The organism is Streptomyces sp. JLBG701 (assembly GCF_058544905.1).
Genome location: NZ_CM178588.1, coordinates 8,724,055 through 8,744,200, shown reverse-complemented (window position 1 = coordinate 8,744,200; position 20,146 = coordinate 8,724,055). Strand labels below are relative to the sequence as shown.

Genomic DNA, 20,146 nt, shown 5'->3' with positions numbered 1-20,146 from the left:
TCACCAGCCCGAGGAGGTGTAGACGACCGCGTCGGCCGACTCGTCGCCCCAGGCGAGTTCGCGCAGCAGTGCCGCGGTGCCCTCCTCGGGGTCGATCAGCTTGATCCCGCGCCGGGCGTACTCCCGGCCGAGTTCGGGACTGACCATGCCGGTGTGACCGCCGGTGGGCGCCCACGGCCCCCAGTGCACGGTCAGGGCCCGGCGGCCGGTGCGGGCGGCCCAGGCGGAACCGAGGCTTTCGAGGGCGTCGTTGGCGGCGGCGTAGTCCACCTGGCCGCGGTTGCCGAGAACGGCGGAGATACTGCCGAACAGCACGGCGAACGCGGGCCCGTTGGGCAGTTCCTCCAGCGCCGTCAGCAGTGTCTCGGCGCCGAGCGTCTTCGTGCCGTAGACCCGCTCGAAGGACTCGGCGGTCTTCTCGGCGATCGTCTTGTCCTCGATCACCCCGGCCGCGTAGACGACTCCGTCGAGCCGGCCGTGTTCGGCGTAGATCTCCTTCACCGCCTGGAGTGCGCCGTCCGGTTCGCGGAAGTCCACCGAGTGATAGCGGGCCTCGCTGCCGAGGGCGGCGAGTTCGTCGAGGGTGGCGGTGATCTCCCGCTGGGCCAGCAGGAGTTCGGCCTCGCGGTTCATCTCGGCGGGTGTCAGGCCGCCGCGGGCCGCGAGGGCCTTGATCAGCGCGGCCCGGTCGGGGGCGGCGGCGATCGCCGGGTCCTCGTCGGCGCCAGCCGGTGCGGGGGTCCTGCCGAGCAGTTCGATACGGCACCGGGAGGCCGAGGCGAGCGCGACGGCGAACTTCGCGGTGATGCCGCGGGCCCCGCCGACGAGCAGCACGACCGAGTCGCGGTCGATGCCGAGCGCGGCGGCCTCGGCGGCCCCGTCACCGGCCGGCCCGGCACCGGTCGTACCGAGGGCGCCCAGCGGCGTCTCGACCATCTCCAGTCCGTGCCGGCCGGCTTCCGTGCGCAGCACCACGGGGGATTCGGGTTCCGGCGCCCGCAGTTCGGCGAGCAGCGCGTCGGCGACGGCGGCGGGCGTGGTGTCGTGGACTTCGACGATCCGCGCGAGGGTCTCCGGGTACTCGCGGGCGACGGTACGGAAGAATCCGTGCAGCCCGGCCGACCGCAGGTGCCCGCCGCCGCCCGGCCGTACGGCGAGCAGTCGGCGCGGGGCCCGGCCCAGCGCGGCCTTGAGGACGGGGAACGCGTCGGGCAGGACGGGGGGTGCGGTGGACGCGAGGCCGTCGAGGTACAGCACACCGTGCACGTCCCCGTCCGCCTCGGTGAGCAGGTGCTCCCGGCCGAGGTGGACGGTCTCGGCTCCGAGGGCACTGAGCCTGGCCGCGACCTCCCGGGCCGCCGCGCCGGTGTCGTCGTCACCGAGGAGCACGAAGCGCTGTCCGGCGAGGTCGGGCGCGCTCTGTCCGTCTCCGGGTTCCAGGAGCACCGGGCGCAGTACGAACCGCTTGGGCGCCTCGCCGCCGACCTCAGGCAGGTCCTGCTCCTCGGACTGGGCCGACTGCTCAGCCGCCGGCGCCATCCGCTGAGAGAGCCACTCGGTGACCGACGCCGCTGTACGGGCTTTCGCCAGGTCCTCCAGCTCCGCGTCGTCCAGCGTCGTCACATCACCCCCGATGCCCAGCCGCTTGGCCAGCTCACCAGCGATCTCGGCCCGCTTGATCGAGTCGATACTGAGATCGGCCTCCAGATCGAGATCCGGCTCGATCATGTCGACGGGGTAGCCGGTGCGCTCACTGATGATGTCGAGCACCACCGACATGACGTCCACCTCCGTGACAGCGACGGGGACGATCGCGGCAACCGGAGCGGCCAGGCGCCCCGCCAGCCACGCGGTGACCGAGGCCGCCGTACGAGCCTTCGCCAGGTCCTCCAATTCCGCGTCGTCCAGTGCCGTCACATCACCCCCGATGCCCAGCCGCTTCGCCAACTCACCGGCAATCTCGGCCCGCTTGATGGAGTCGATGCTCAGATCGGCCTCCAGATCAAGATCCGGCTCGATCATGTCAACCGGATAACCCGTGCGCTCACTGATGATCTCCAGCACCACCGACATGACGTCCGCCTCCGTCACGGCGGCGGCAGCAGCGGCAACAGGTTCAGGGGCCGTCACCGGAACGAGCTCCAACACCGGCTGCTCCACCGCCACTTGAACCGGCTGCGCCGGTACGGCCCCGCCGAAGTAGGTGAGCAGGACGTCACGCTGGGCGGCGACCATCTCCCGGCTGGTGCGCAGGAATTCGGAGATCAGGGAGTCGCGGTCGGAGTAATGGGCCGGAGTGCTGCCGTTCGCGGGGTTCGTCGTCACAGTCGTCTCCACGACTCGTCGGGCCGGGGCGAGGGCGCCGGGGAGGAGTTCTCCGGCGGCGGTGCGGACCAGGTGGCCGTCGACCGTCCATCCGGGGCGCTTCGTCGCGGGGGTGCGGACGGCGTCGACGGCGTCGCGGCCACGGAAGAGCCAGGCGGTGCGTACCGGCAGTCCGGCGACGGCCAGTTGAGCGAGGGCGTCGAGCCAGCCGCGCAGCCCGCTGCCCGCGCGGGGCTCGCAGGCGACGGTGGTGTGCGGGCGGTCGCCGAGGATCTGGGCGACGAGCCGGGTGAGGACCGATCCCGGCCCGGCTTCGACGAAGACCCTCGCCCCCGCGTCGTACATCGACTCGATCTCGTCGACGAAGCCGACCGGTGCGCCGATCTGGGCGGCGAGTTCGGCCCGTACGGCGTCTCCGTCGTCGCCGTACGGGCCGCCGGTGCGGTTGGACCACACCGGGAACTCGGGCGAGCGGACGGTGCTGCTCGCGAGGGCCTGCGCGAACCGTTCGCCGGCGTCGGCCACCAGGGGGCTGTGGAAGGCGCAGGCCACGGGGATGCGCTTGGCGCCGAACCCGGCCGCGCGCAGCAGGCGTACCGCCTCCTCGACTCCTTCCGTCGGGCCTGAAATGACCGTCTGGCGGGGCGAGTTGTGGTTGGCGACGACGACCGAGTCGGGGGCGTGCGCCTCGCGGAGGGCGCGTTCGACGTCGTCGGGGCCGGCGGCGACGGCGGCCATCGTGCCGGGGTCCTCGCCGGTCGCGCCGAGGATCGCGGCGGCCCGTTCGGCGCTGAGGGTCAGCAGGGTCTCGGGGTCGAGTGCTCCGGCGGCGCTGAGGGCGACCAGTTCGCCGTAGCTGTGTCCGGCGGCCATGTCCGGGTGTATCCCGGCCCTGGTGAGGAGTTCGTGCGCGGCGAGTCCGGCGATGCCGAGCGCGGGCTGGGCGACGCGGGTGTCGGTGATCGCGGCCTGGTGGCGGTCGCGCGCGGCCTCGTCGAAGCCGGCGGCCGGGTAGAGGGCGTCGGCGTAGTCGCGGCCCAGTTCCAGGTAGTGCTGGAGCTCGGGGAACGCGATGAAGACGTCGCCGAGCATGCCGGGCCGCTGGCTGCCCTGGCCGGGGAAGAGGAAGGCGACCTTGCCGTCGGAGCTCTGGCTCTCGGGACCGTGTCCCGCGAGATGCACCCCGGCGGCCGGGTCGTGCTCCCCGGCCAGCGCGCGGCGCAACTGCCCGTCCAGCTCGTCCACATCCGTCGCCACGACCGCGACCTGCACCGGATCGTGCCCGGCGTCCGACCGCCGCGACGCGCTCAGCGCGAGGTCGCGCAGTCGCCAGGGGCGCCCGTCGGTCTCGGCGGCCTTCAGTACGTCCTCGATGGCGCGCCGCGCCCCCGCCAGGTCCTTGCCCCGGAACGTGAACAGTTCGGCGGGCCAGGCGTCCAGCCCTTGCGCGGGCGGTTCGGCGTCGTCGTAAGCGCCCAGCACCACATGGAAGTTGGTGCCGCCGAAGCCGAAGGCGCTGAGTCCGGCGACGCGTTCGTCGGCCGGGGCGGCCCAGGGGCGGGCCTGGTCGTGGAAGACGAACGGGCTGCTGTCCTCCTGCCAGCCGGAGTTGGGCCGCTCGACGTGGAGGGTCGGCGGCTTGACCCCGTGATGCAGTGCGAGGGTCGTCTTGATCAGGCCGGCGAGTCCGGCGGCGCACTTGGTGTGCCCGATCTGCGACTTGACCGAGCCGAGCACGCAACTGCCCGGATCGGCACCGGCCTCGGTGAACACCTCGCTGAGGATGGTGAGTTCGGTGCGGTCGCCGACCACGGTCCCGGTGCCGTGGGCCTCGACGAGGCCGACGTCGGCCGGTGAGATCCCGGCATTGCGGTAGGCCCGCTGGAGTGCGGCGCGCTGGCCCTCCGGCCGGGGTGCGGTGAGGCCCAGCGAGCGACCGTCACTCGAACTCCCGACTCCCTTGATGACGCCGTAGATCCGGTCGCCGTCGCGCTCGGCGTCCGCGAGCCGCTTGAGGACGACGCAGGCGACGCCCTCGCCCAGGGCGATGCCGTCGGCGGAGCTGTCGAAGGCGCGGGAGCGGCCGGTCGGGGAGAGCGCGTGGACGGAGGAGAAGAGGACGTAGTCGTTGATGCCGTTGTGCAGGTCGGCGCCGCCGCACAGGACGATGTCGCTGGTGCCTCCGACGAGTTCCTTGCAGGCGACGTCGACGGCGGCCAGCGAGGACGCGCAGGCCGCGTCGACGGTGTAGTTGGCGCCGCCGAGGTCGAGCCGGTTGGCGATGCGGCCGGAGATGACGTTGGCGAGCATCCCGGGGAAGGAGTCCTCGGTGAGCGTGGGCAGTTGCTGCTCGACGCCGTCCGGGATCTTCCCGTAGTAGGAGGGCAGTACGGCCCTCAGCGTGGTGGCGTTGGAGAGGTCGCTGCCCGCCTCCGCGCCGAAGACGACGGAGGTGCGCGAGCGGTCGAACGTCCGTCCCCGCTCGCCGAGTCCGGCGTCCGCCAGGGCGCGCCGGGCGGCTTCGAGTGCCAGCAGCTGGACGGGCTCGATGCTGCCGAGGGAGGTCGGCGGGATGCCGTAGCTCAGCGGGTCGAAGGGGATGCGGGGCAGGAAGCCGCCCCACTTGGACGGGGTGGCGCCGTCGCCCTCCGCGTCGTAGTGGACGGCGGGGTCCCAGCGGTCGGGCGGGACCTCGGTGACGGCGTCGTGGCCGGCGAGGATGTTCGCCCAGAAGGAGGCGACGTCCGGGGCGTCGGGGAACATGCAGGCCATGCCGACGACGGCGATGTCGAGGGGCGCGGGCGCCGGGGGTTCCTCGGCCGTCGTCACGCCCAGGTGGGCGCGGAGTGCTGCCGCGCGTTCGTCGAGGAATTCCGCCGCGCCGTCGGCGACCGAGTGGTGGAGTGCGCCGATCGTGGTGGTGGCGGAGCGCAGGACGGCCACTTCGCCGGCCATGAACATGCCTTCGGTGAGCTGGCGTTGCTCGTCCACAGCCGTCAACTCGCCGTCGGAGCCCCGGTCTCGGCCCTTGCTGGCGATCCGCAGCCGGCCGACGTTGAGCCGCTCCAGCTCCTCCCAGATCCGCCGGTCGGGCACGCCCTCGGCGCGCAACTCGGCTTCGCGTTCACGGTAGTTGTCGCTGAAGGGGCTCGGCACACAGCGGGTGGCGTGGCCGGGGGCGGTCTCAAGGAGCGCGGTGCGGGTCGCGGCGACGACCTGCTGCTGGAAGAGCGGCTGGATCGCCCCGCGGGTCACCGCTTCCTCGGTGAACAGATAGGCGGTTCCCATGAGGACGCCGACGGCGGCGCCGCGCGCGGTCAGCGGGGCGGCGAGAGCGGCGACCATCGCCGCCGAGCGTTCGTCGTGGACGCCGCCCGCGAAGAACACCTCGACGCGCTCGGCGGTGCCGTCCGCAGCACCGGCCAAGTAGTCCTCGATGACTGCGAGTTGGGCCTCCCAGAGCGGGAAGCTGGCGCGCGGTCCGACATGGCCGCCGCACTCGGAGCCCTCGAATATGAACCGGCGTGCCCCCGCCTCCAGGAACTGCCGCAGCAGTCCCGGTGAGGGCACGTGCAGGAAGGTGGCGATGCCGGCCCGCTCCAGCGCCTCGGCCTGGGAGGGGCGTCCGCCCGCGATGATCGCGTGCGTCGGCCGCAACTCCCGCACGACCTCCAGCTGGGCGTTCCTGGTCTCCTCGGGGGCGAAGCCGAGCACCCCGACGCCCCAGGGCCGGCCGGCCACGGCGTCCCGGGTCTCCTCCAGCATCGTCCGCGTCTGCGCGCCGTTCGCGAGGGCCAGCGCGATGAACGGCAGGGCACCGTCCCCGGCCACGGCCGCCGCGAACCCCGCCTGATCGCTGACCCGGGTCATCGGCCCCTGGGCGAGGGGCAGCCGGGTGCCGAGGGCACGGCTCATCGGGGAGTCGGTGCGCAGCGCCCGGACGGCCACGTCATCGCGTACGACATCCAGTACGGCGGTGGTGAGGGCCCGTACGACCTGTCCCACATCCCCCCACCGCTCGGCGAACCGGGCGGCGAGGAAACCGTCCTGGCCGACCGGCAGCAGCTGGGTCCGCGGATCCTGCGCGCCGAGCAACTCCGCCACGGACGCGGGGTCTTCAGGCAGGGTCAGGGCATCCGGGCCACGGCGGTGCAGCACCCGATGACCGGCCACGACGACGGTCTCGGAACCGTCCATGGACCGCAGTGCCGCTGCTGCCGCCTCCGGCAGTTCAGACTCGGCCAGCAGGGCCAGTTGACTGTCGAGTACGACCCCTGCGGCGCCGCCCGCCAGCGCGGCGGACGCGGTGTGGGGACCGATCCCTCCGCAGGCCCAGACGGGCAGGTCGAGGGCGGGTGCGGCGAGCAGTTGCTGGAGCAGCACGAAGGTGCTCAACTCCCCGGTCCGGCCGCCGCTCTCACTGCCCCGGGCGATCAGCCCGTGCGCGCCGGCCCGGACGGCGTCCACCGCCTGCTCCAGGCCGGTGACCTCGGCCAACACCCGGAATCCCGAGGGGACTTCACTGGCCCGCCAGACGGAGTCGACACCGAGGATCACGGTGTCCGGGCCGCCGTCGCTCGCGGCCGGAAGCTCCCGGGGGGTGATCCGGCAGCGTGCTCCGGCCCGCACCCCGTAGGGGCCGGGTCGTCGGCGCCTCATCCGTGACAGCGCTTCTCTTGCTCTTCTGTCGCCGACTCCCAGGTCGAGAACCCCGAGCCCGCCGGCTCGGCTCACGGCCGCGGCCAGGGCGGCGTCGGGTTCGCCGAACGGAGTGACTCCGATGATCATGTCTTCGGCGCGCACAGCAGACGTCATGATGCTCCGAAATAATCGGTGAGACAGCACGGTGGGGGGTGTGGGCAGTTTTTGCCCGGAATGCCGCTGGAAAGTCTCGCGCAAAACCAAGCGGAAACTAACGCCGCTATTACCCGCCAGTCAACGTGCCCTCGGCATGGCCGACATCACTCGTCGTCACATTCGGCCAGTAGAGCCCAGCCACCGCAAGAGCCGAAAATCCGGCCAATTCCTTCAGCAACCTGTCAGAATGCTGACGCAATTCACCACTACCTCACGCCTTCGAAACACGTTCACCGACGTGAGGGTGCTGTGTAAACATTGCATGTCTCCACCAAACCGACCCAATCCGGCCCGCGAGACCGAGAATTCACCTCACGGTAACCGCAAACTCGAATTCGCACCATGGGCTGGAATTGCCCTCTACAGAACTCACTTGGCACGCACACCGGATGAACGCGGGCATCCGCGACGCTCGCGATCTGGGAGCTCGCGGCGGAACGGGACCGGGCCCTCGACGCCACCCGCGCCGAGCGTGACCGCTTCCGCCGGGACCTCCACGACGGACTCGGCCCCGCCCTCACCGGCATCGCCCTGGCCCTTCAGGTCGCCGGCGACTCCCTCGACACCGGGGGCGGCGGCGCCTACGGAGGGGCCGTGGCGCGGCGGATCGCCGAGTTCTTCACCTCGCGCGGCGCGACCGACCGCACGGCACAGGCGTTCCCCCTGCTCACCGACCGCGAACGCGAAGTCCTCGACCTGCTGGCGGCGGGCTGCGGCAACCGTGAGATCGCCCGCCGCCTCGGCCTCTCGGAGAAGACCATCCGCGAGGCCGGACTGGGCCGCGACCAGTAGTGGCCGCGGCCCTGAACCTCCGGGATCAGCCTGCCGAAGCTGCGGCCGGCGCCGGTTCGGTGGCCGGCGGGTGGGCGAGGTCGTAGGCGCTCTCGGCGTGCAAGTGGACGTCGACGCCCTCCTGTTCGACCTCGGGGCGGACCCGCAGGCCCATCGTCTTGTCCAGCGCCTTGGCGATGAGCCAGGTGACGGCGAAGGAGTACGCGAGGACGGCGAAGGCGCCGACGGCCTGCTTGCCGAGGAGCCCGAGACCGCCGCCGTAGAGGAGACCGTCGACGCCGTTGGGGGCGTCGGCCGTGGCGAGGATGCCGACCAGGAGCGTGCCGGTGAGGCCGCCGACGAGGTGGATGCCGACGACGTCCAGGGAGTCGTCGTAGCCGAACTTGTACTTCAGGCCGACGGCGAGTGCGCAGACCGCGCCGCCGATCGCGCCGAGCAGGAGCGCGCCGACCGGCGAGACCGCGCCGCAGGACGGGGTGATCGCCACCAGGCCCGCGATGGCGCCGGAGGCGGCGCCCAGGGTCGTGGGGTGGCCGTCGCGGACCTTCTCGACGAGGAGCCAGCCGAGCATGGCGGAGCAGGTCGCGGTGAAGGTGTTGAGTACGACCACGGAGGCGGCGTTGCTCGACGTCAGCGCGGAGCCGCCGTTGAAGCCGAACCAGCCGAACCACAGCAGGCCCGCGCCGAGCATCACCAGGGGCAGGTTGTGGGGCTTTTCGGCGCCCTTGGTCTCCTTCTGCCAGCCGATGCGCTTGCCGAGGACCAGGATCATCGCGAGGGCCGCCGCACCGGAGTTGATGTGGACGGCCGTACCGCCGGCGAAGTCGATGGCGCCGAGCTTGTTGACGATCCAGCCGCCGACCACGTCGTCGCCGTCGAAGGCGAACACCCAGTGGGCGACCGGGAGATAGACCAGCGTGACCCAGATGCCGGTGAAGACCATCCAGGCGCCGAACTTGATGCGGTCCGAGATGGCGCCGCAGATCAGGGCGGCGGTGAGGGCCGCGAACAGCGCCTGGAAGGCGGCGAAGACCGAGAGCGGGATGACCGCCTTCGGGTCGTCCGCGATGACCCCCTTCATGCCGAAGTACTCGGTGACGTCACCGAGGATTCCGGCGCCGCCGATCGAGTCGCCGAAGGAGGCCGAGTAGCCGTAGACGACCCATATGCAGCCGACCAGGGCGACAGCCCCGAACGTCATCATGATCATGTTCAGGACGCTCTTGGCGGCGACCATGCCGCCGTAAAAAAGCGCGAGACCCGGCACCATCAGACAGACGAGTGCCGTGCTCGCGAGCATCCAGGCGGTACTTCCGGTGTCCATACGCACGCTCCGCGGAATCGACCGAGTGGTCCAGTGGAAGGAAACGAAGTTTCCCCGCAGTAGACCGGTGGTGCGTTACGGGACAGCTCCACGGCGAATTAAAGCCAAGTTTCAGTGTTGCGGGCTGTCGCCGAACGCCGTCACCGTCAGGAATCGGATCGGCAACTCGACGAGTGTCTCGGGGCCGTGCGGGGCCTCGCCGTCGAACTGGAGGGCATCGCCGGGGTGCAGGGTGTAGCTGGACTTGCCGTGGCCGTAGACCATCACGCCCTCCAGCATGTACAGGAGTTCGGTGCCGCCGTGCTGGAAGAGCGGGAAGACCTCGCTGGACTCGGTGAGGGTGACCAGCAGGGCGTCCATCCGCTTGTGGCTGCCGCGCAGGGAACCGAGCTGGGCGTACTCGTGACCGACGCGCGTGCCGCGCCGCACGATCCGGGCGCCGTGTCCGGCCGGCACGAAGACCGCCTCGCGTTCGTCGTCCATGCCCCGGAACAGGGCGGTGACGGGCACGTCGAGGCCGCGTGCGAGGCGCGAGAGGGTGGTGAGGCTGCACGCGGTCTGCGCGTTCTCGATCTTCGACAGCATGGCCTTGGAGATACCGACCCGCTGCGCCATCTCGCCGACCGAGAGCCCGGCCGCCTGCCGGTACTCACGGGCTCGGACCGCGATGACGCGCTCCAGCGCCTTGTCGTCGGCATCCTCGTCATAGTCGTCGTGCTCGCTCACCGGCGCATCCTAGCTGGCACGATCCAGCCGGAACCGGGGCTGGGGCTCGGCCCGCCCGGTCGCCAGATCCGCCGCCATCGCACCGATCAGCGGGGCGAACTTGGCGCCGTGCCCCGAGCACGGGGACGCGATGACAAGGGGCCCACGGCGGTCCAGGACGAAGTCGTCGTCATCGGTGGTCGTGTACAGACAGGTGGTCTCCACGGCGGGCTCGGGTTCGAGCCCGGGGAGCCACTCCCGCACGAACTCGCTCACCCTCGCACGCGACGACGCGTCGACGACCCCGCTGCGGGCCCGGGCGGTGGTGACGGTCCCCCGGTCGTGCTCGGCGACCTTGACGGCGGGCACCGGCCCGCCGTCACCACCGGACGGCAGCCCGTAGACCTGCATCGCCGCGTCCTTGGACACCAGGATCGGCCACCGCACGCTCGGGTCACGCTGCCGGAAGTGGAAGACCTGCTGCTGGGTGACGCGCAACGGCGGTAGTTCAAAAGGCAGTTGGAGCTCGGGAAGCCAGGCACCGGCGGCGATCACCACCCGCTCGGCGGCGAGCTCATGCCGGTGGTCCGTGTGCACCACCGCCTTCCCCTCCCCACGAACCTCGACACCCGTCACCCGCACGCCCACCATTACCTCGGCGCCGTGCTCGATCGCCCTGCGCACACACGCCGCGACCGTCTCGTCGGCGTCGACGACACCCGCGCCGGGGTGGAACAGCACCGGCCCGCCGAACCGGATGTGCGGCCAGCGCTCGGCTGCGGCGTCCGCGCCGAGGAGTTCGTACGACACCCCCGCCGACGCCAGCACACCGGCGAGCCCCTCCGGATCCCGCCCCTCACCCAGGTCGAGGCCACCCGTGATCCGCAGCAAGGGAGTCGAGGAGTCGTCCTCCAGCTCCCGCCACTCCTGGTAGGCCCGCCCGGTCAGCCGCACGTAGAAGGGGTCGGCGTAGGCCCGCCGGAAGATGCGTGAACTGCCGTGCGAGCTACCGCGCTTGTGCCCGATGTCGTACGCCTCGATGAGCGTGACCTCGTGCCCCCTGCGGGCGAGCTGCCAGGCGGTGGCCGCGCCCATGAGTCCGGCACCGACGACGACGATCACAGGCCCGCCCCCGGAATCCAGTCGGTACCCGCGAGCGGGACCCGGGCCATCGCGGCGGACTCGATGGTGAGGGCGACCAGGTCCTCCGGCTCCAGATGGAGCAGATGGGCCTTGCCGCAGGCGCGGGCGAGGGTCTGGGCCTCCATGGTCATCACGCGGAGGAAGTTGGCGAGTCGGCGTCCGCCTTCCACCGGGTCGAGACGGGCGGCCAGTTCCTCGTCCTGGGTGGAGATGCCGGCCGGGTCACGACCGTCCTGGTAGTCGTCGAAGTACCCGGCGGCCGACCCGAGTTCGCGGTACTCGGCGTCGTACTTCGGATGGTTGTCGCCCAGCGCGATGAGCGCGGCGGTACCGATGGCGACCGCGTCCGCGCCCAGGGCGAGCGCCTTGGCCATGTCGGCACCGTTGCGAATCCCGCCGGAGACGACGAGCTGCACCTCCCGGTGAACCCCCAACTCCTGGAGTGCCCGCACCGCTTGGGGCAGCGCGGCCAGCGTGGGGATACCGACATGCTCGATGAACACGTCCTGCGTGGCCGCCGTACCGCCCTGCATACCGTCGACGACCACGACATCGGCGCCCGCGTGGACGGCGAGCTTCACGTCGTAGTACGTCCGGGTCGCACCGACCTTCACATAGACCGGCTTCTCCCAGTCGGTGATCTCGCGCAGCTCCAGGATCTTGATGGCGAGGTCGTCGGGCCCGGTCCAGTCGGGATGCCGGCAGGCACTGCGCTGGTCGATGCCTACGGGCAACGTCCGCATGCCGGCGACGCGTTCAGTGATCTTCTGCCCGAGCAGCATGCCTCCGCCGCCGGGCTTGGCGCCCTGCCCGAGGACGACCTCGATGGCATCGGCGGCCCGCAGGTCGTCGGGGTTCATGCCGTAGCGGGAAGGGAGGTACTGGTAGACGAGGTGCTTGGAGTGCCCGCGTTCCTCGGGGGTCATGCCGCCATCGCCGGTGGTGGTGGACGTACCGGCTTCACTGGCGCCACGACCGAGGGCCTCCTTGGCCTGCGCGGAGAGGGCCCCGAAGCTCATACCGGCGATGGTGACGGGGGTGGCGAGCCGCAGGGGTCGCTTCGCGTGCCGGGTCCCGAGGACGACGTCGGTGTCACACCGCTCGCGGTAACCCTCCAACGGATAACGGGACATGGAGGCGCCGAGCAGCAGCAGGTCATCGAAGTGCGGGAGCCGACGCTTGGCACCCCAGCCACGAATGTCGTAGATACCGGTGTCGGCGGCACGCTGGATGGCGTGAATGGTGGCGCGATCGAAGGTGGCGGACTCACGCAGGCCGAGGGATGCGGGTTCCAAGGTTCACTCCTCATTCGGGTCAGGGGCGACGCCCTCAGGGGCGCGGGGCTGTATCGAATTTGCGGCTCCGCCGCGTGGGCGCGACCAGCCACAACGGACCCACAGCCAAAAACGGTCCTCCTGCCGGCGCTAATACACCGCCGAGTTGTCAACCCGGAAGTGATAAAGCGCCCTAGCAGACCCATACCGCCGGAATTCCGCAGGATCCTCGTCCCGCTCAGCGGCCTTGAGCAACTCGGCAAGCTCAGCGAGGTGTTCGGCCCGCATCTCCTTCTCGACACAGTCCGCACCGAGCGACTTGACCGTGCCCCGGACGTAGATGCGAGCTTCGTAGAGGGAGTCCCCCAGGGCATCGCCCGCGTCGCCGCACACGACCAACCGCCCGGCCTGCCCCATGAACGCACTCATGTGGCCGACGCTGCCGCCCACGACAATGTCCACACCCTTCATGGAGATCCCGCAGCGGGCGGACGCATCCCCATCGATCACGAGCAGTCCACCGTGGGCGGTGGCCCCGGCCGACTGCGACGCACTGCCGCGCACGCGCACCGTGCCGGACATCATGTTCTCGGCAACCCCGGTACCCGCGTTGCCATGCACGGTGACCGTGGCGTGCTGGTTCATCCCGGCGCAGTAGTAACCGACATGCCCCTCGACATCGACGGTCAGGTTCTCCCGGATCCCGCAGGCGACGGCATGCGCACCCCGCGGGTTGAGAACCCTCCACGCATCGACGTCCGGAAAGTGGAGCACCTCGTTGAGCTCACGCACCGACGTCTCGGCGAGGTCGACTTCCTGAACGGTCAGCGCCGCCATACGTACACCTCTTCCGGCTCGGGTTCGAAGATGCGGGCGTTCTCGATGCCCGGCAGGACGTCCAGGGCCCGGTACTCGGAGGCCATGGCGACCCAGTCGTCGGTCTCCGCCACGAGCGCGGGTTTGCAGGCGATGGCGTCACGGACGACGGCGAAGGAGTCACCGGTGGACACCAGCAACGTGTAGAAGCCGTCGAACCGCTCGCACAGCAGCCGCAGCGCCTTCTCCAGGTTGGCACCCTGTTCCAGCTGGTGCGCGATGAAGCGGGCCCCGACCTCGGAGTCGTTCTCGCTGTCGAACTCCACGCCCTTGGCCCGCAGTTCACGGCGGATGGTGGCGTGGTTGGCGAAGGAGCCGTTGTGGACGAGGCATTGGCCGGGGCCGACGGAGAAGGGATGGGCCCCCTCGGGCGTGACGGCCGACTCGGTGGCCATACGGGTATGCCCGATCCCCTGCCAGCCGGTCACTTCGGCGAGCCCGAAGGACTTGGCCAACTCCACCGGATTTCCCGTGCCTTTGAGTACGGCGAATCCCTCACCGGATCCGATGACGGTGGCGCCGGGCAGCGCGGCCGCCACCGCGGCGAGCAACTCCGCGACCGGCACCGGCGCGTGGACCACTGTGGTCGCGTCGGCGGCGATGGCCACGGCATCCGGCAGCCGCAGCGCGGCCTCGGCCTCCGCTTTCGACACCCCGAGCAGCGATACGACGGCCCGGCCCGCCGGCGACAGCAGCGGATCGCCATAGACAGCGACACCCGCCGAGTCCGGCCCGCGTTCGACGACCTGCCCCAGCATCGCGGCGAGCAGCTCACCGAGCCGCGGTTCGAGTGCGGGCGCACGCAGATGCAGCCCGACGATTCCGCACATCCCAACTCCCTTCAGAACGCGGTCAGATAGCGGTCCAGCTCCCACGCCCCGACCGTGCCGTGCCAGTCGAAGAACTCCTCGCGCTTGAGGTCGCCGAAGTACCGGCTCACGCCGGCCCCGGCCGCGTCGAGCGCGCCGCTGATCACCTCGTCGGCCTGGAGCGCCTCGACGGCGTGCAGCAGGGTGGGCGGCAGCTCGGGCCCCTTCCCGGCGGCGCCGGGCTCCCCCGGGTCGAGGCCGCGCTCGATGCCGTCGAGCCCGGCGGCGAGGGCGGCGGCGGCTGCCAAGTACGGGTTCGCGGCCCCGTCGGCGCCCCGCAGCTCGATCCGGTTCCCGTCGGGCACGCGGACGAAGTGCGTGCGGTCGTTGCCGCCGTAACTCGCCACGCGCGGCGACCAGGTGGCCCCCGACCGGGTGGAGACGGCCCCGGTCCGCTTGTAGGAGTTCACCGTCGGCGCGATGACCGCCTGGAGCGCTCGCGCGTGCTCGACGATCCCGGCGACGAAGGAGTACGCGAGCGGCGACAGCCCGAGCCCGCGCGCGTCGGACGCGTCCGGGAACGCGGGTTCGCTGCCCCGCCACAGCGACATGTGCAGATGCATGCCGGTGCCGGTGCGGTCGGTGAACGGCTTCGGCATGAACGTGGCCGTCATGCCCCGCTGTTCGGCCAGTACGGAGATGAGGTACCGCAGGGTGATGACCCGGTCGGCGGTGGTGAGGGCGTCGGCGTGCTTGAAGTTCTGCTCGAACTGGCCGTTGCCGTCCTCGTGGTCGTTGGCGTAGTTGCCCCAGCCGAGGCTGTTCATGGCCCCGGAGACCGCCGTGAGGTGGTCGTACATCCGGGTCAACCCCCGGGCGTCGTAACAGGGTTGGGCGGCGGTGTCCTTGGTGTCGGCGACGGAGAGCATGCCGTGCTCGTCACGGTTGACGAGGAAGTACTCGACCTCGGCGCCGACGACGAGGGAGAGTCCCTGTGCCGCGGCCCGCTCCACCAGTCCCCGCAGGATGACCCGTGGGGCGTAGGGCCAGGGCTTGCCCTCGACATACGGGTCGCAGTGCACGAGGGCGAGCCCCGGCTTCACGAAGGGGATCGGTGTGTACGAGGAGGCGTCGGGGCGGGCGATGACATCGGGGTCGCTCGGCTGCTGTCCCAGGGCGCCGACCGCGTAACCGGCGAACCCGACGCCCTCGTCACGGAGTTCCTCGACGGCCTGTGCGGGGACGAGCTTCGCACAGGGCTTGCCGGCCAGGTCGACGAAGACCGCGAGGACGAAGTCGATGCCGTCCCTCCGGACCAGTTCGGCCAGATCAGGACCGGGACCGGGATCGGGATTGGCCGCCGTCTCCGCCGTTTCCGCCGTTTCCGCGTTGATCGTCATGACGCTCTCCACGTGTCTACTGACATGAATCAGTGTTGCCTGTCAGTAGACTCCAGCCGTGTTGCGCGGGGATTTCCGACGGGAAAGGTCGCGGTAAGACCGGTGGCCGTCGACCGTCGTGGTCCTGGTGTCGCCGGTCTCGGCCAGGTGGGACCACTCTGCCAGGCGACCGAGGGCGCCGGGGGCTGAAGCCCCAGTAGTGGGCGTCGTCACCGGCGCTGTGTTCACAAGGCCGAGGGCGTCGGCCGGCAGGCCCATGGTGTAGCGGGCTACACCACGGTTTGGGGACGCCGGTCCCTCGTGGCGGCGAGCGGGCGACGGGATCGTGGTCGTAGGGAGAACGCCACCGATCCCCGGCCCCCTCCCACTCCCCCGGCCCCTCTCCCGAAGGAAGATCCCGTGAAGTCTCTGCTCGCCGCTGTGAGGGCCTTCGTCGCCAACCTGCTGCTCTGGTCGTTCTTCGTGGGCGGCCTCGCCGCGGGCTCCGCGTCCGGCGCGGTCCTCGACGGCACGGCGAAGGACGTGGCCACCTACTCGGGCATCGCCGTGTCCCTCGTGGCGGGCTCGCGGATCGCCAAGAAGCCGAGGATCAAGGCGTTCCTGTCGAAGTCGTCCACGCTCTGGTTCCTGTTCCTGTTCAACGGGGGCGTGGCGGCGTTCTGCTACCTGTCCATGGACGGCGTGAAGGGGATCGCGACCGCCGCCGGCATGGGGCTGGTCTCGCTGGGTGCGGCGGGCGGCCTGGTCGCGAACCTCCGCAAGCGGACCGAGACCGTGGGCCGGCCCGCCCACGCCCAGGCCATGGACCACCGTGCCCATGCCCAGGCCGTGGACCAGCCCTGGGCCTGACCGAATCCCCCCTCCCCCACCAGCCCACGCACGACACCCACCCCAGGAAGGGACCTCTCCCATGGCCGCGAACCGCCGACGTGGTGGACGCCGTACTGCCGCCATAGCCACCGCCGTGGCAGCCGTCGTACTGACCGCCGGACTCGCCACCGGCTGCGAAGGCGTCGACGACTCACTGGACTGCCTGCAGAACTACGACACGATCGCCGACAGCCTCAAGGCGATCCACGAGGCCGGCCTGGACGCCGTGCAGGACCCGACACGGACCGACGAATCAATCGACACGATCGACAAGAACCTGGACAAGATCGATGACAACTCCGACAACGACGAGGTCAACAAGGCTGTCGACGACCTCGACAAGGCGATCTCGGACTACAACAAGGCAATCCTCAACGGCGACACGAACCCGGACTCCAGCAAGATCGACGCCGCGGCCGACGAACTGAAGAACGTCTGCACGTCCTGACGGGCCGAGGCGCGAACGAGGCGCGAGCGAATCGGCACCCGGCGAGCGGGTGATCTTATGTGCCTATATGGTGCAAATGGCGCGTCCTGGACAGGGCGCGCCATGGTCCCGTTACGGAGCAGGGAGTTCACTCGTGGCAAAGGCGTACCTGGTGGGAAGCGGTATCGCGGCACTGTCGGCGGCGGCGTTCCTGATCCGTGACGGCGGGTTCGCGGGGTCCGACATCGTGCTGCTGGAGGAGCAGGAGCGTAAGGGCGGCAGTCTGGACGCGGCGGGGTCGCCGGAGTCCGGCTACACCATGCGGGGCGGGCGCATGTTCGAGGTGCGCTTCGACTGCACCTACGACCTGCTGGGCTCGATCCCGTCCCTGGACGATCCGTCGAAGTCGGTCACCGAGGACACCGTCGCCTTCCACGAGGACTTCGCCTGGGACGACCACGCCCGCCTCGTCGACGCCACGGGCAAGGTCCTCGACGCGCACTCGATGGGTTTCGCCGAGCGCGACCGGCTTGAGCTGATCAAGTGCGTGGCGACCCCGGAGCGGCAGTTGGACGGCAAGCGGATCACCGACTGCTTCAGCGAGGGCTTCTTCCACACCAACTTCTGGTGGATGTGGTGCACGACCTTCGCCTTCGAGCCCTGGCACAGCGCGATCGAGTTCCGCCGCTATCTGAACCGGTTCGTGCACCTCTTCAAGACCTTCGACACCATGTCGGGGATCTACCGGACCCGCTTCAACCAGTACGACTCCATCGTGCGCCCGCTGCTGAAGTGGCTCACCGACCAGGGCGTGACCATCGAACTCGGCACCCGGGTAACGGACTTGACGTTCACCGAAGGCGGGGACGCACTCACCGTCACGGGCGTCTCCGTGAGCCGGGCGGACCGCGGCGAGGAGATCGCCGTAGGCCCCGACGACCTGGTCATGGTGACCAACGGGTCGATGACCGCCGACTCCACCCTGGGCTCGACCGACACCGCCCCCGTCCTCGACACGACCGCCTCCAGCGGCTCCTGGCGGCTGTGGGAGACCCTCGCGGCCAAGCGGCCCGGCCTCCTGGGCGACCCCAAGGTGTTCGACTCCTCCGTCGCGGACTCCTGCTGGGGCTCCTTCACGGTCACCACCAAGGACCCTGCCTTCTTCAAGCTGATGGAGGAGTTCAGCGGCAGCGAGGCCGGCAAGGGCGGACTGATCACCTTCAAGGACTCCAGCTGGCTGCTGACCATCGTCCTCAACCACCAGCCGCACTTCCGCGGGCAGCCCGACGACACCTTCGTCTGGTGGGGCTACGGCCTCTTCCCGGACAAGGAGGGCGACTTCGTCAAGAAGCCGATGCGGGAGTGCTCCGGCCGGGAGATCCTCGACGAGGTGCTCCAGCACCTGCGCTTCGAGCAGGGCCCGCAGATCCTCGACACCTCGATCGTCATCCCTGCTCTGATGCCCTACATCACCAGCCAGTTCCTGGTCCGCGCCCACGGCGACCGGCCGCAGGTCATCCCCAAGGGCTCCACCAACCTCGCCTTCATCGGCCAGTACGCCGAAGTCCCCGACGATGTCGTCTTCACCGTCGAGTACTCCGTGCGTACCGCGTGGACCGCGGTGGCCGGCCTGCTCCACCTCGACAAGCAGCCACCGCCCATCTACAAGGGCCAGCACAGTCCCAGGGTCCTCGTCGAGGCACTGGAGACACTCCACCGGCGCTGACCTGGCCGACTCGTTCAGGCGTTCCAGGTCCAGTCGGCGACCTCGGGCAGGTCGGTGCCGTGCTCGCGGATCCAGGCGCGGTGGCGGGTACGGGCGTCGGCCATCCGCTGACGTACGGCAGCGGCGCGCACGGCGAGTCCGGGGACGCGGTCGATGACGTCCATGACCAGGCGGAAGCGGTCGAGGTCGTTGCGGGCGACCATGTCGAAGGGCGTGGTCGTGGTGCCGGACTCCTTGTAGCCGCGTACGTGCAGGTTGGCGTGTCCGGTGCGGCGGTGGGCGAGCCGGTGGATCAGCCACGGGTAGCCGTGGTAGGCGAAGATGACCGGCTTGTCCCGTGTGAACAGGCCGTCGTACTCGAAGTCGCCCATCCCGTGCGGGTGTTCGTCGCGCGGCAGCAGCCGGGTCATGTCCACGACGTTGACGACGCGGACGGCGAGCTGTGGCAGGTGCCGGCGCAACAACTGTGCGGCGAGGACTTCTCCGGCCGCAGGGGCTCGGTCAGCAGCGGGTTGGCCAGCAGGTAGATCTGGCCCGCGGCCAGATAGTTGGCGGCCCGCCAGTGGGCGTCCAGAGTGCGCAGTTCGTCGTCGGAAAGTACGGTGGCGTCCAGGTGTTCGACCTTGGGCATCAATTACTCCGGAAGTCATCGACGTGGGTCAACGGGCGGTGGAGGCGGCATGGCCGGCAAGGATGCGGCGAGGCTGCCGCGCAACACGTACGAGAAGGAACTGCTGCGCCTGCAGACGGAGTTGGTGAAGCTGCAGGAGTGGGTGCGCACGGAGGGCATCCGGCTGGTCGTGGTGTTCGAGGGGCGGGACGCGGCGGGCAAGGGCGGCACCATCAAGCGGGTCTCCGAGCACCTCAATCCCCGCGTCGCCCGCATCGCGGCGCTGCCGAAGCCGACCGAGCGCGAGCGCACCCAGTGGTACTTCCAGCGGTACGTCGAGCAGCTGCCGGCCGCCGGGGAGATCGTGCTGTTCGACCGGTCCTGGTACAACCGGGCCGGTGTCGAGCACGTGATGGGCTTCTGCACGAAGGAGGAGTACCAACTCTTCCTCCGCCAATGCCCGATCTTCGAGCGGATGCTGATCGAGGCCGGGATCGTGCTGCGCAAGTACTGGTTCTCGGTGAGCGACACCGAGCAGCAGGAGCGCTTCCGCAGGCGCCTTGAGGACCCGCTGCGGCGCTGGAAGCTCTCGCCGATGGACCTGGAGTCGATCACCCGCTGGGAGGCGTACTCCCGGGCCAAGGACGAGATGCTGGTCCACACGGACATCTCGGAGGCCCCGTGGTACGTCGTGGAGAGCGACGACAAGCGCCGGGCCAGGCTGAACATGATCGCCCACCTGCTGGACTCGGTGCCCTACCGCGAGGTGCCGCCGCCGGTACTGAAACTGCCGCGGCGGCCGGCGTCGACCGGCTACCAGCGCCCGCCGCGCGACCTGCAGACCTACGTCCCCGACCACGCGGCGAGCCTCTGAGCGGCGGGCCATGGAGGTGATCCCTTCAGGAACGTTCTCGGGCACGATACGGATGATCCGGACTACACGGACGGTCCGGTCGGTGTCCGGGGCTCCACACTCTTGCCGTGCCGGACGCCGGGCGCAGGATGCCG

General features: G+C 70.3%; 14 protein-coding genes and 2 pseudogenes. 6 read left to right on the top strand and 10 right to left on the bottom strand.

The window, feature by feature from the left end:
- On the bottom strand, nucleotides 1-7,140 hold the full coding sequence (locus tag AC5DRG_RS40225; RefSeq protein ID WP_491804784.1) for an SDR family NAD(P)-dependent oxidoreductase: 7,140 nt from the start codon (nucleotides 7,138-7,140) through the stop codon (nucleotides 1-3).
- Nucleotides 7,141-7,599: 459 nt separating this feature from the next.
- On the opposite strand from AC5DRG_RS40225, the pseudogene AC5DRG_RS40220 reads away from it, so the two are divergent.
- Both AC5DRG_RS40220 and AC5DRG_RS40215 read left to right on the top strand, forming a co-directional pair.
- Nucleotides 7,600-7,737 (top strand): annotated as a pseudogene (locus AC5DRG_RS40220) (histidine kinase); the annotation flags it as partial.
- A gap of 39 nt (nucleotides 7,738-7,776) precedes the next feature.
- On the top strand, nucleotides 7,777-7,974 hold the full coding sequence (locus AC5DRG_RS40215) for a response regulator transcription factor (RefSeq protein WP_491804783.1): 198 nt from the start codon (nucleotides 7,777-7,779) through the stop codon (nucleotides 7,972-7,974).
- A gap of 25 nt (nucleotides 7,975-7,999) precedes the next feature.
- Here AC5DRG_RS40215 and AC5DRG_RS40210 read toward each other — a convergent pair whose 3' ends face one another.
- The 7 genes from AC5DRG_RS40210 to glnT all read right to left on the bottom strand — a co-directional run bounded on the left by AC5DRG_RS40210 (nucleotide 8,000) and on the right by glnT (nucleotide 15,505).
- Complete coding sequence (locus tag AC5DRG_RS40210) at nucleotides 8,000-9,298, bottom strand: ammonium transporter (protein WP_491804782.1); 1,299 nt, start codon at nucleotides 9,296-9,298, stop codon at nucleotides 8,000-8,002.
- A 111-nt stretch (nucleotides 9,299-9,409) separates the two neighbouring features.
- Nucleotides 9,410-10,024 carry a helix-turn-helix domain-containing protein gene (locus tag AC5DRG_RS40205; protein ID WP_491804781.1) on the bottom strand — a complete coding sequence of 205 codons (615 nt, stop codon included), beginning with the start codon at nucleotides 10,022-10,024 and terminating at the stop codon, nucleotides 9,410-9,412.
- Between the two features lie 9 nt (nucleotides 10,025-10,033).
- A complete protein-coding gene (locus tag AC5DRG_RS40200; protein WP_491804780.1) occupies nucleotides 10,034-11,125 on the bottom strand; it encodes an FAD-dependent oxidoreductase in 1,092 nt (363 codons plus the stop codon).
- Nucleotides 11,122-12,441: an FMN-binding glutamate synthase family protein gene (locus AC5DRG_RS40195; protein WP_491804779.1), complete on the bottom strand. Its 1,320-nt coding sequence runs from the start codon at nucleotides 12,439-12,441 to the stop codon at nucleotides 11,122-11,124. Before AC5DRG_RS40195 ends, AC5DRG_RS40200 begins: the two co-directional genes overlap by 4 nt.
- A gap of 129 nt (nucleotides 12,442-12,570) precedes the next feature.
- Nucleotides 12,571-13,257: a glutamate synthase gene (locus AC5DRG_RS40190; RefSeq protein WP_491804778.1), complete on the bottom strand. Its 687-nt coding sequence runs from the start codon at nucleotides 13,255-13,257 to the stop codon at nucleotides 12,571-12,573.
- Entirely contained in the window at nucleotides 13,245-14,126 is an 882-nt protein-coding gene (locus tag AC5DRG_RS40185; RefSeq protein ID WP_491804777.1) for a class II glutamine amidotransferase, read from the bottom strand. The genes AC5DRG_RS40190 and AC5DRG_RS40185 overlap by 13 nt, the downstream gene beginning before the upstream one ends.
- A gap of 11 nt (nucleotides 14,127-14,137) precedes the next feature.
- Nucleotides 14,138-15,505 (bottom strand): type III glutamate--ammonia ligase, encoded by a 1,368-nt coding sequence (gene glnT, locus AC5DRG_RS40180; protein ID WP_491804776.1) that lies wholly within the window; start codon nucleotides 15,503-15,505, stop codon nucleotides 14,138-14,140.
- 399 nt (nucleotides 15,506-15,904) lie between these two features.
- Between glnT and AC5DRG_RS40175 the strand changes: the two genes are divergently transcribed.
- The 3 genes from AC5DRG_RS40175 to AC5DRG_RS40165 all read left to right on the top strand — a co-directional run bounded on the left by AC5DRG_RS40175 (nucleotide 15,905) and on the right by AC5DRG_RS40165 (nucleotide 18,528).
- The gene (locus tag AC5DRG_RS40175; RefSeq protein ID WP_491804775.1) at nucleotides 15,905-16,354 is read left to right on the top strand and encodes a hypothetical protein; all 450 of its coding nucleotides are present in this window, start codon (nucleotides 15,905-15,907) and stop codon (nucleotides 16,352-16,354) included.
- 61 nt (nucleotides 16,355-16,415) lie between these two features.
- Complete coding sequence (locus AC5DRG_RS40170) at nucleotides 16,416-16,823, top strand: hypothetical protein (protein ID WP_491804774.1); 408 nt, start codon at nucleotides 16,416-16,418, stop codon at nucleotides 16,821-16,823.
- Nucleotides 16,824-16,956: 133 nt separating this feature from the next.
- A complete protein-coding gene (locus AC5DRG_RS40165; RefSeq protein ID WP_491804773.1) occupies nucleotides 16,957-18,528 on the top strand; it encodes an oleate hydratase in 1,572 nt (523 codons plus the stop codon).
- Nucleotides 18,529-18,542: 14 nt separating this feature from the next.
- On the opposite strand, the pseudogene AC5DRG_RS40160 reads toward AC5DRG_RS40165, so the two are convergent.
- Nucleotides 18,543-19,004, bottom strand: a pseudogene (locus AC5DRG_RS40160) (phosphoketolase family protein); the annotation flags it as partial.
- Nucleotides 18,935-19,159 (bottom strand): phosphoketolase family protein, encoded by a 225-nt coding sequence (locus tag AC5DRG_RS40155; RefSeq protein WP_491813280.1) that lies wholly within the window; start codon nucleotides 19,157-19,159, stop codon nucleotides 18,935-18,937. The pseudogene AC5DRG_RS40160 and the gene AC5DRG_RS40155, both read right to left, overlap by 70 nt.
- Before the next feature lie 49 nt (nucleotides 19,160-19,208).
- Between AC5DRG_RS40155 and ppk2 the strand changes: the two genes are divergently transcribed.
- Entirely contained in the window at nucleotides 19,209-20,012 is an 804-nt protein-coding gene (ppk2, locus tag AC5DRG_RS40150) for a polyphosphate kinase 2 (protein ID WP_491804772.1), read from the top strand.
- Nucleotides 20,013-20,146: the final 134 nt, after the last annotated feature.

What these genes read in the sequence shown, in the direction of transcription:
- AC5DRG_RS40185 (WP_491804777.1), bottom strand. Translation starts at nt 14,126, where the DNA reads ATGTGCGGAATCGTCGGGCTGCATCTGCGTGCGCCCGCACTCGAACCG.
- AC5DRG_RS40170 (WP_491804774.1), top strand. Translation starts at nt 16,416, where the DNA reads ATGGCCGCGAACCGCCGACGTGGTGGACGCCGTACTGCCGCCATAGCC.
- AC5DRG_RS40225 (WP_491804784.1), bottom strand. Translation starts at nt 7,140, where the DNA reads ATGACGTCTGCTGTGCGCGCCGAAGACATGATCATCGGAGTCACTCCG.
- glnT (WP_491804776.1), bottom strand. Translation starts at nt 15,505, where the DNA reads ATGACGATCAACGCGGAAACGGCGGAAACGGCGGAGACGGCGGCCAAT.
- AC5DRG_RS40210 (WP_491804782.1), bottom strand. Translation starts at nt 9,298, where the DNA reads ATGGACACCGGAAGTACCGCCTGGATGCTCGCGAGCACGGCACTCGTC.
- ppk2 (WP_491804772.1), top strand. Translation starts at nt 19,209, where the DNA reads ATGGCCGGCAAGGATGCGGCGAGGCTGCCGCGCAACACGTACGAGAAG.
- AC5DRG_RS40155 (WP_491813280.1), bottom strand. Translation starts at nt 19,159, where the DNA reads ATGCCCAAGGTCGAACACCTGGACGCCACCGTACTTTCCGACGACGAA.
- AC5DRG_RS40190 (WP_491804778.1), bottom strand. Translation starts at nt 13,257, where the DNA reads ATGGCGGCGCTGACCGTTCAGGAAGTCGACCTCGCCGAGACGTCGGTG.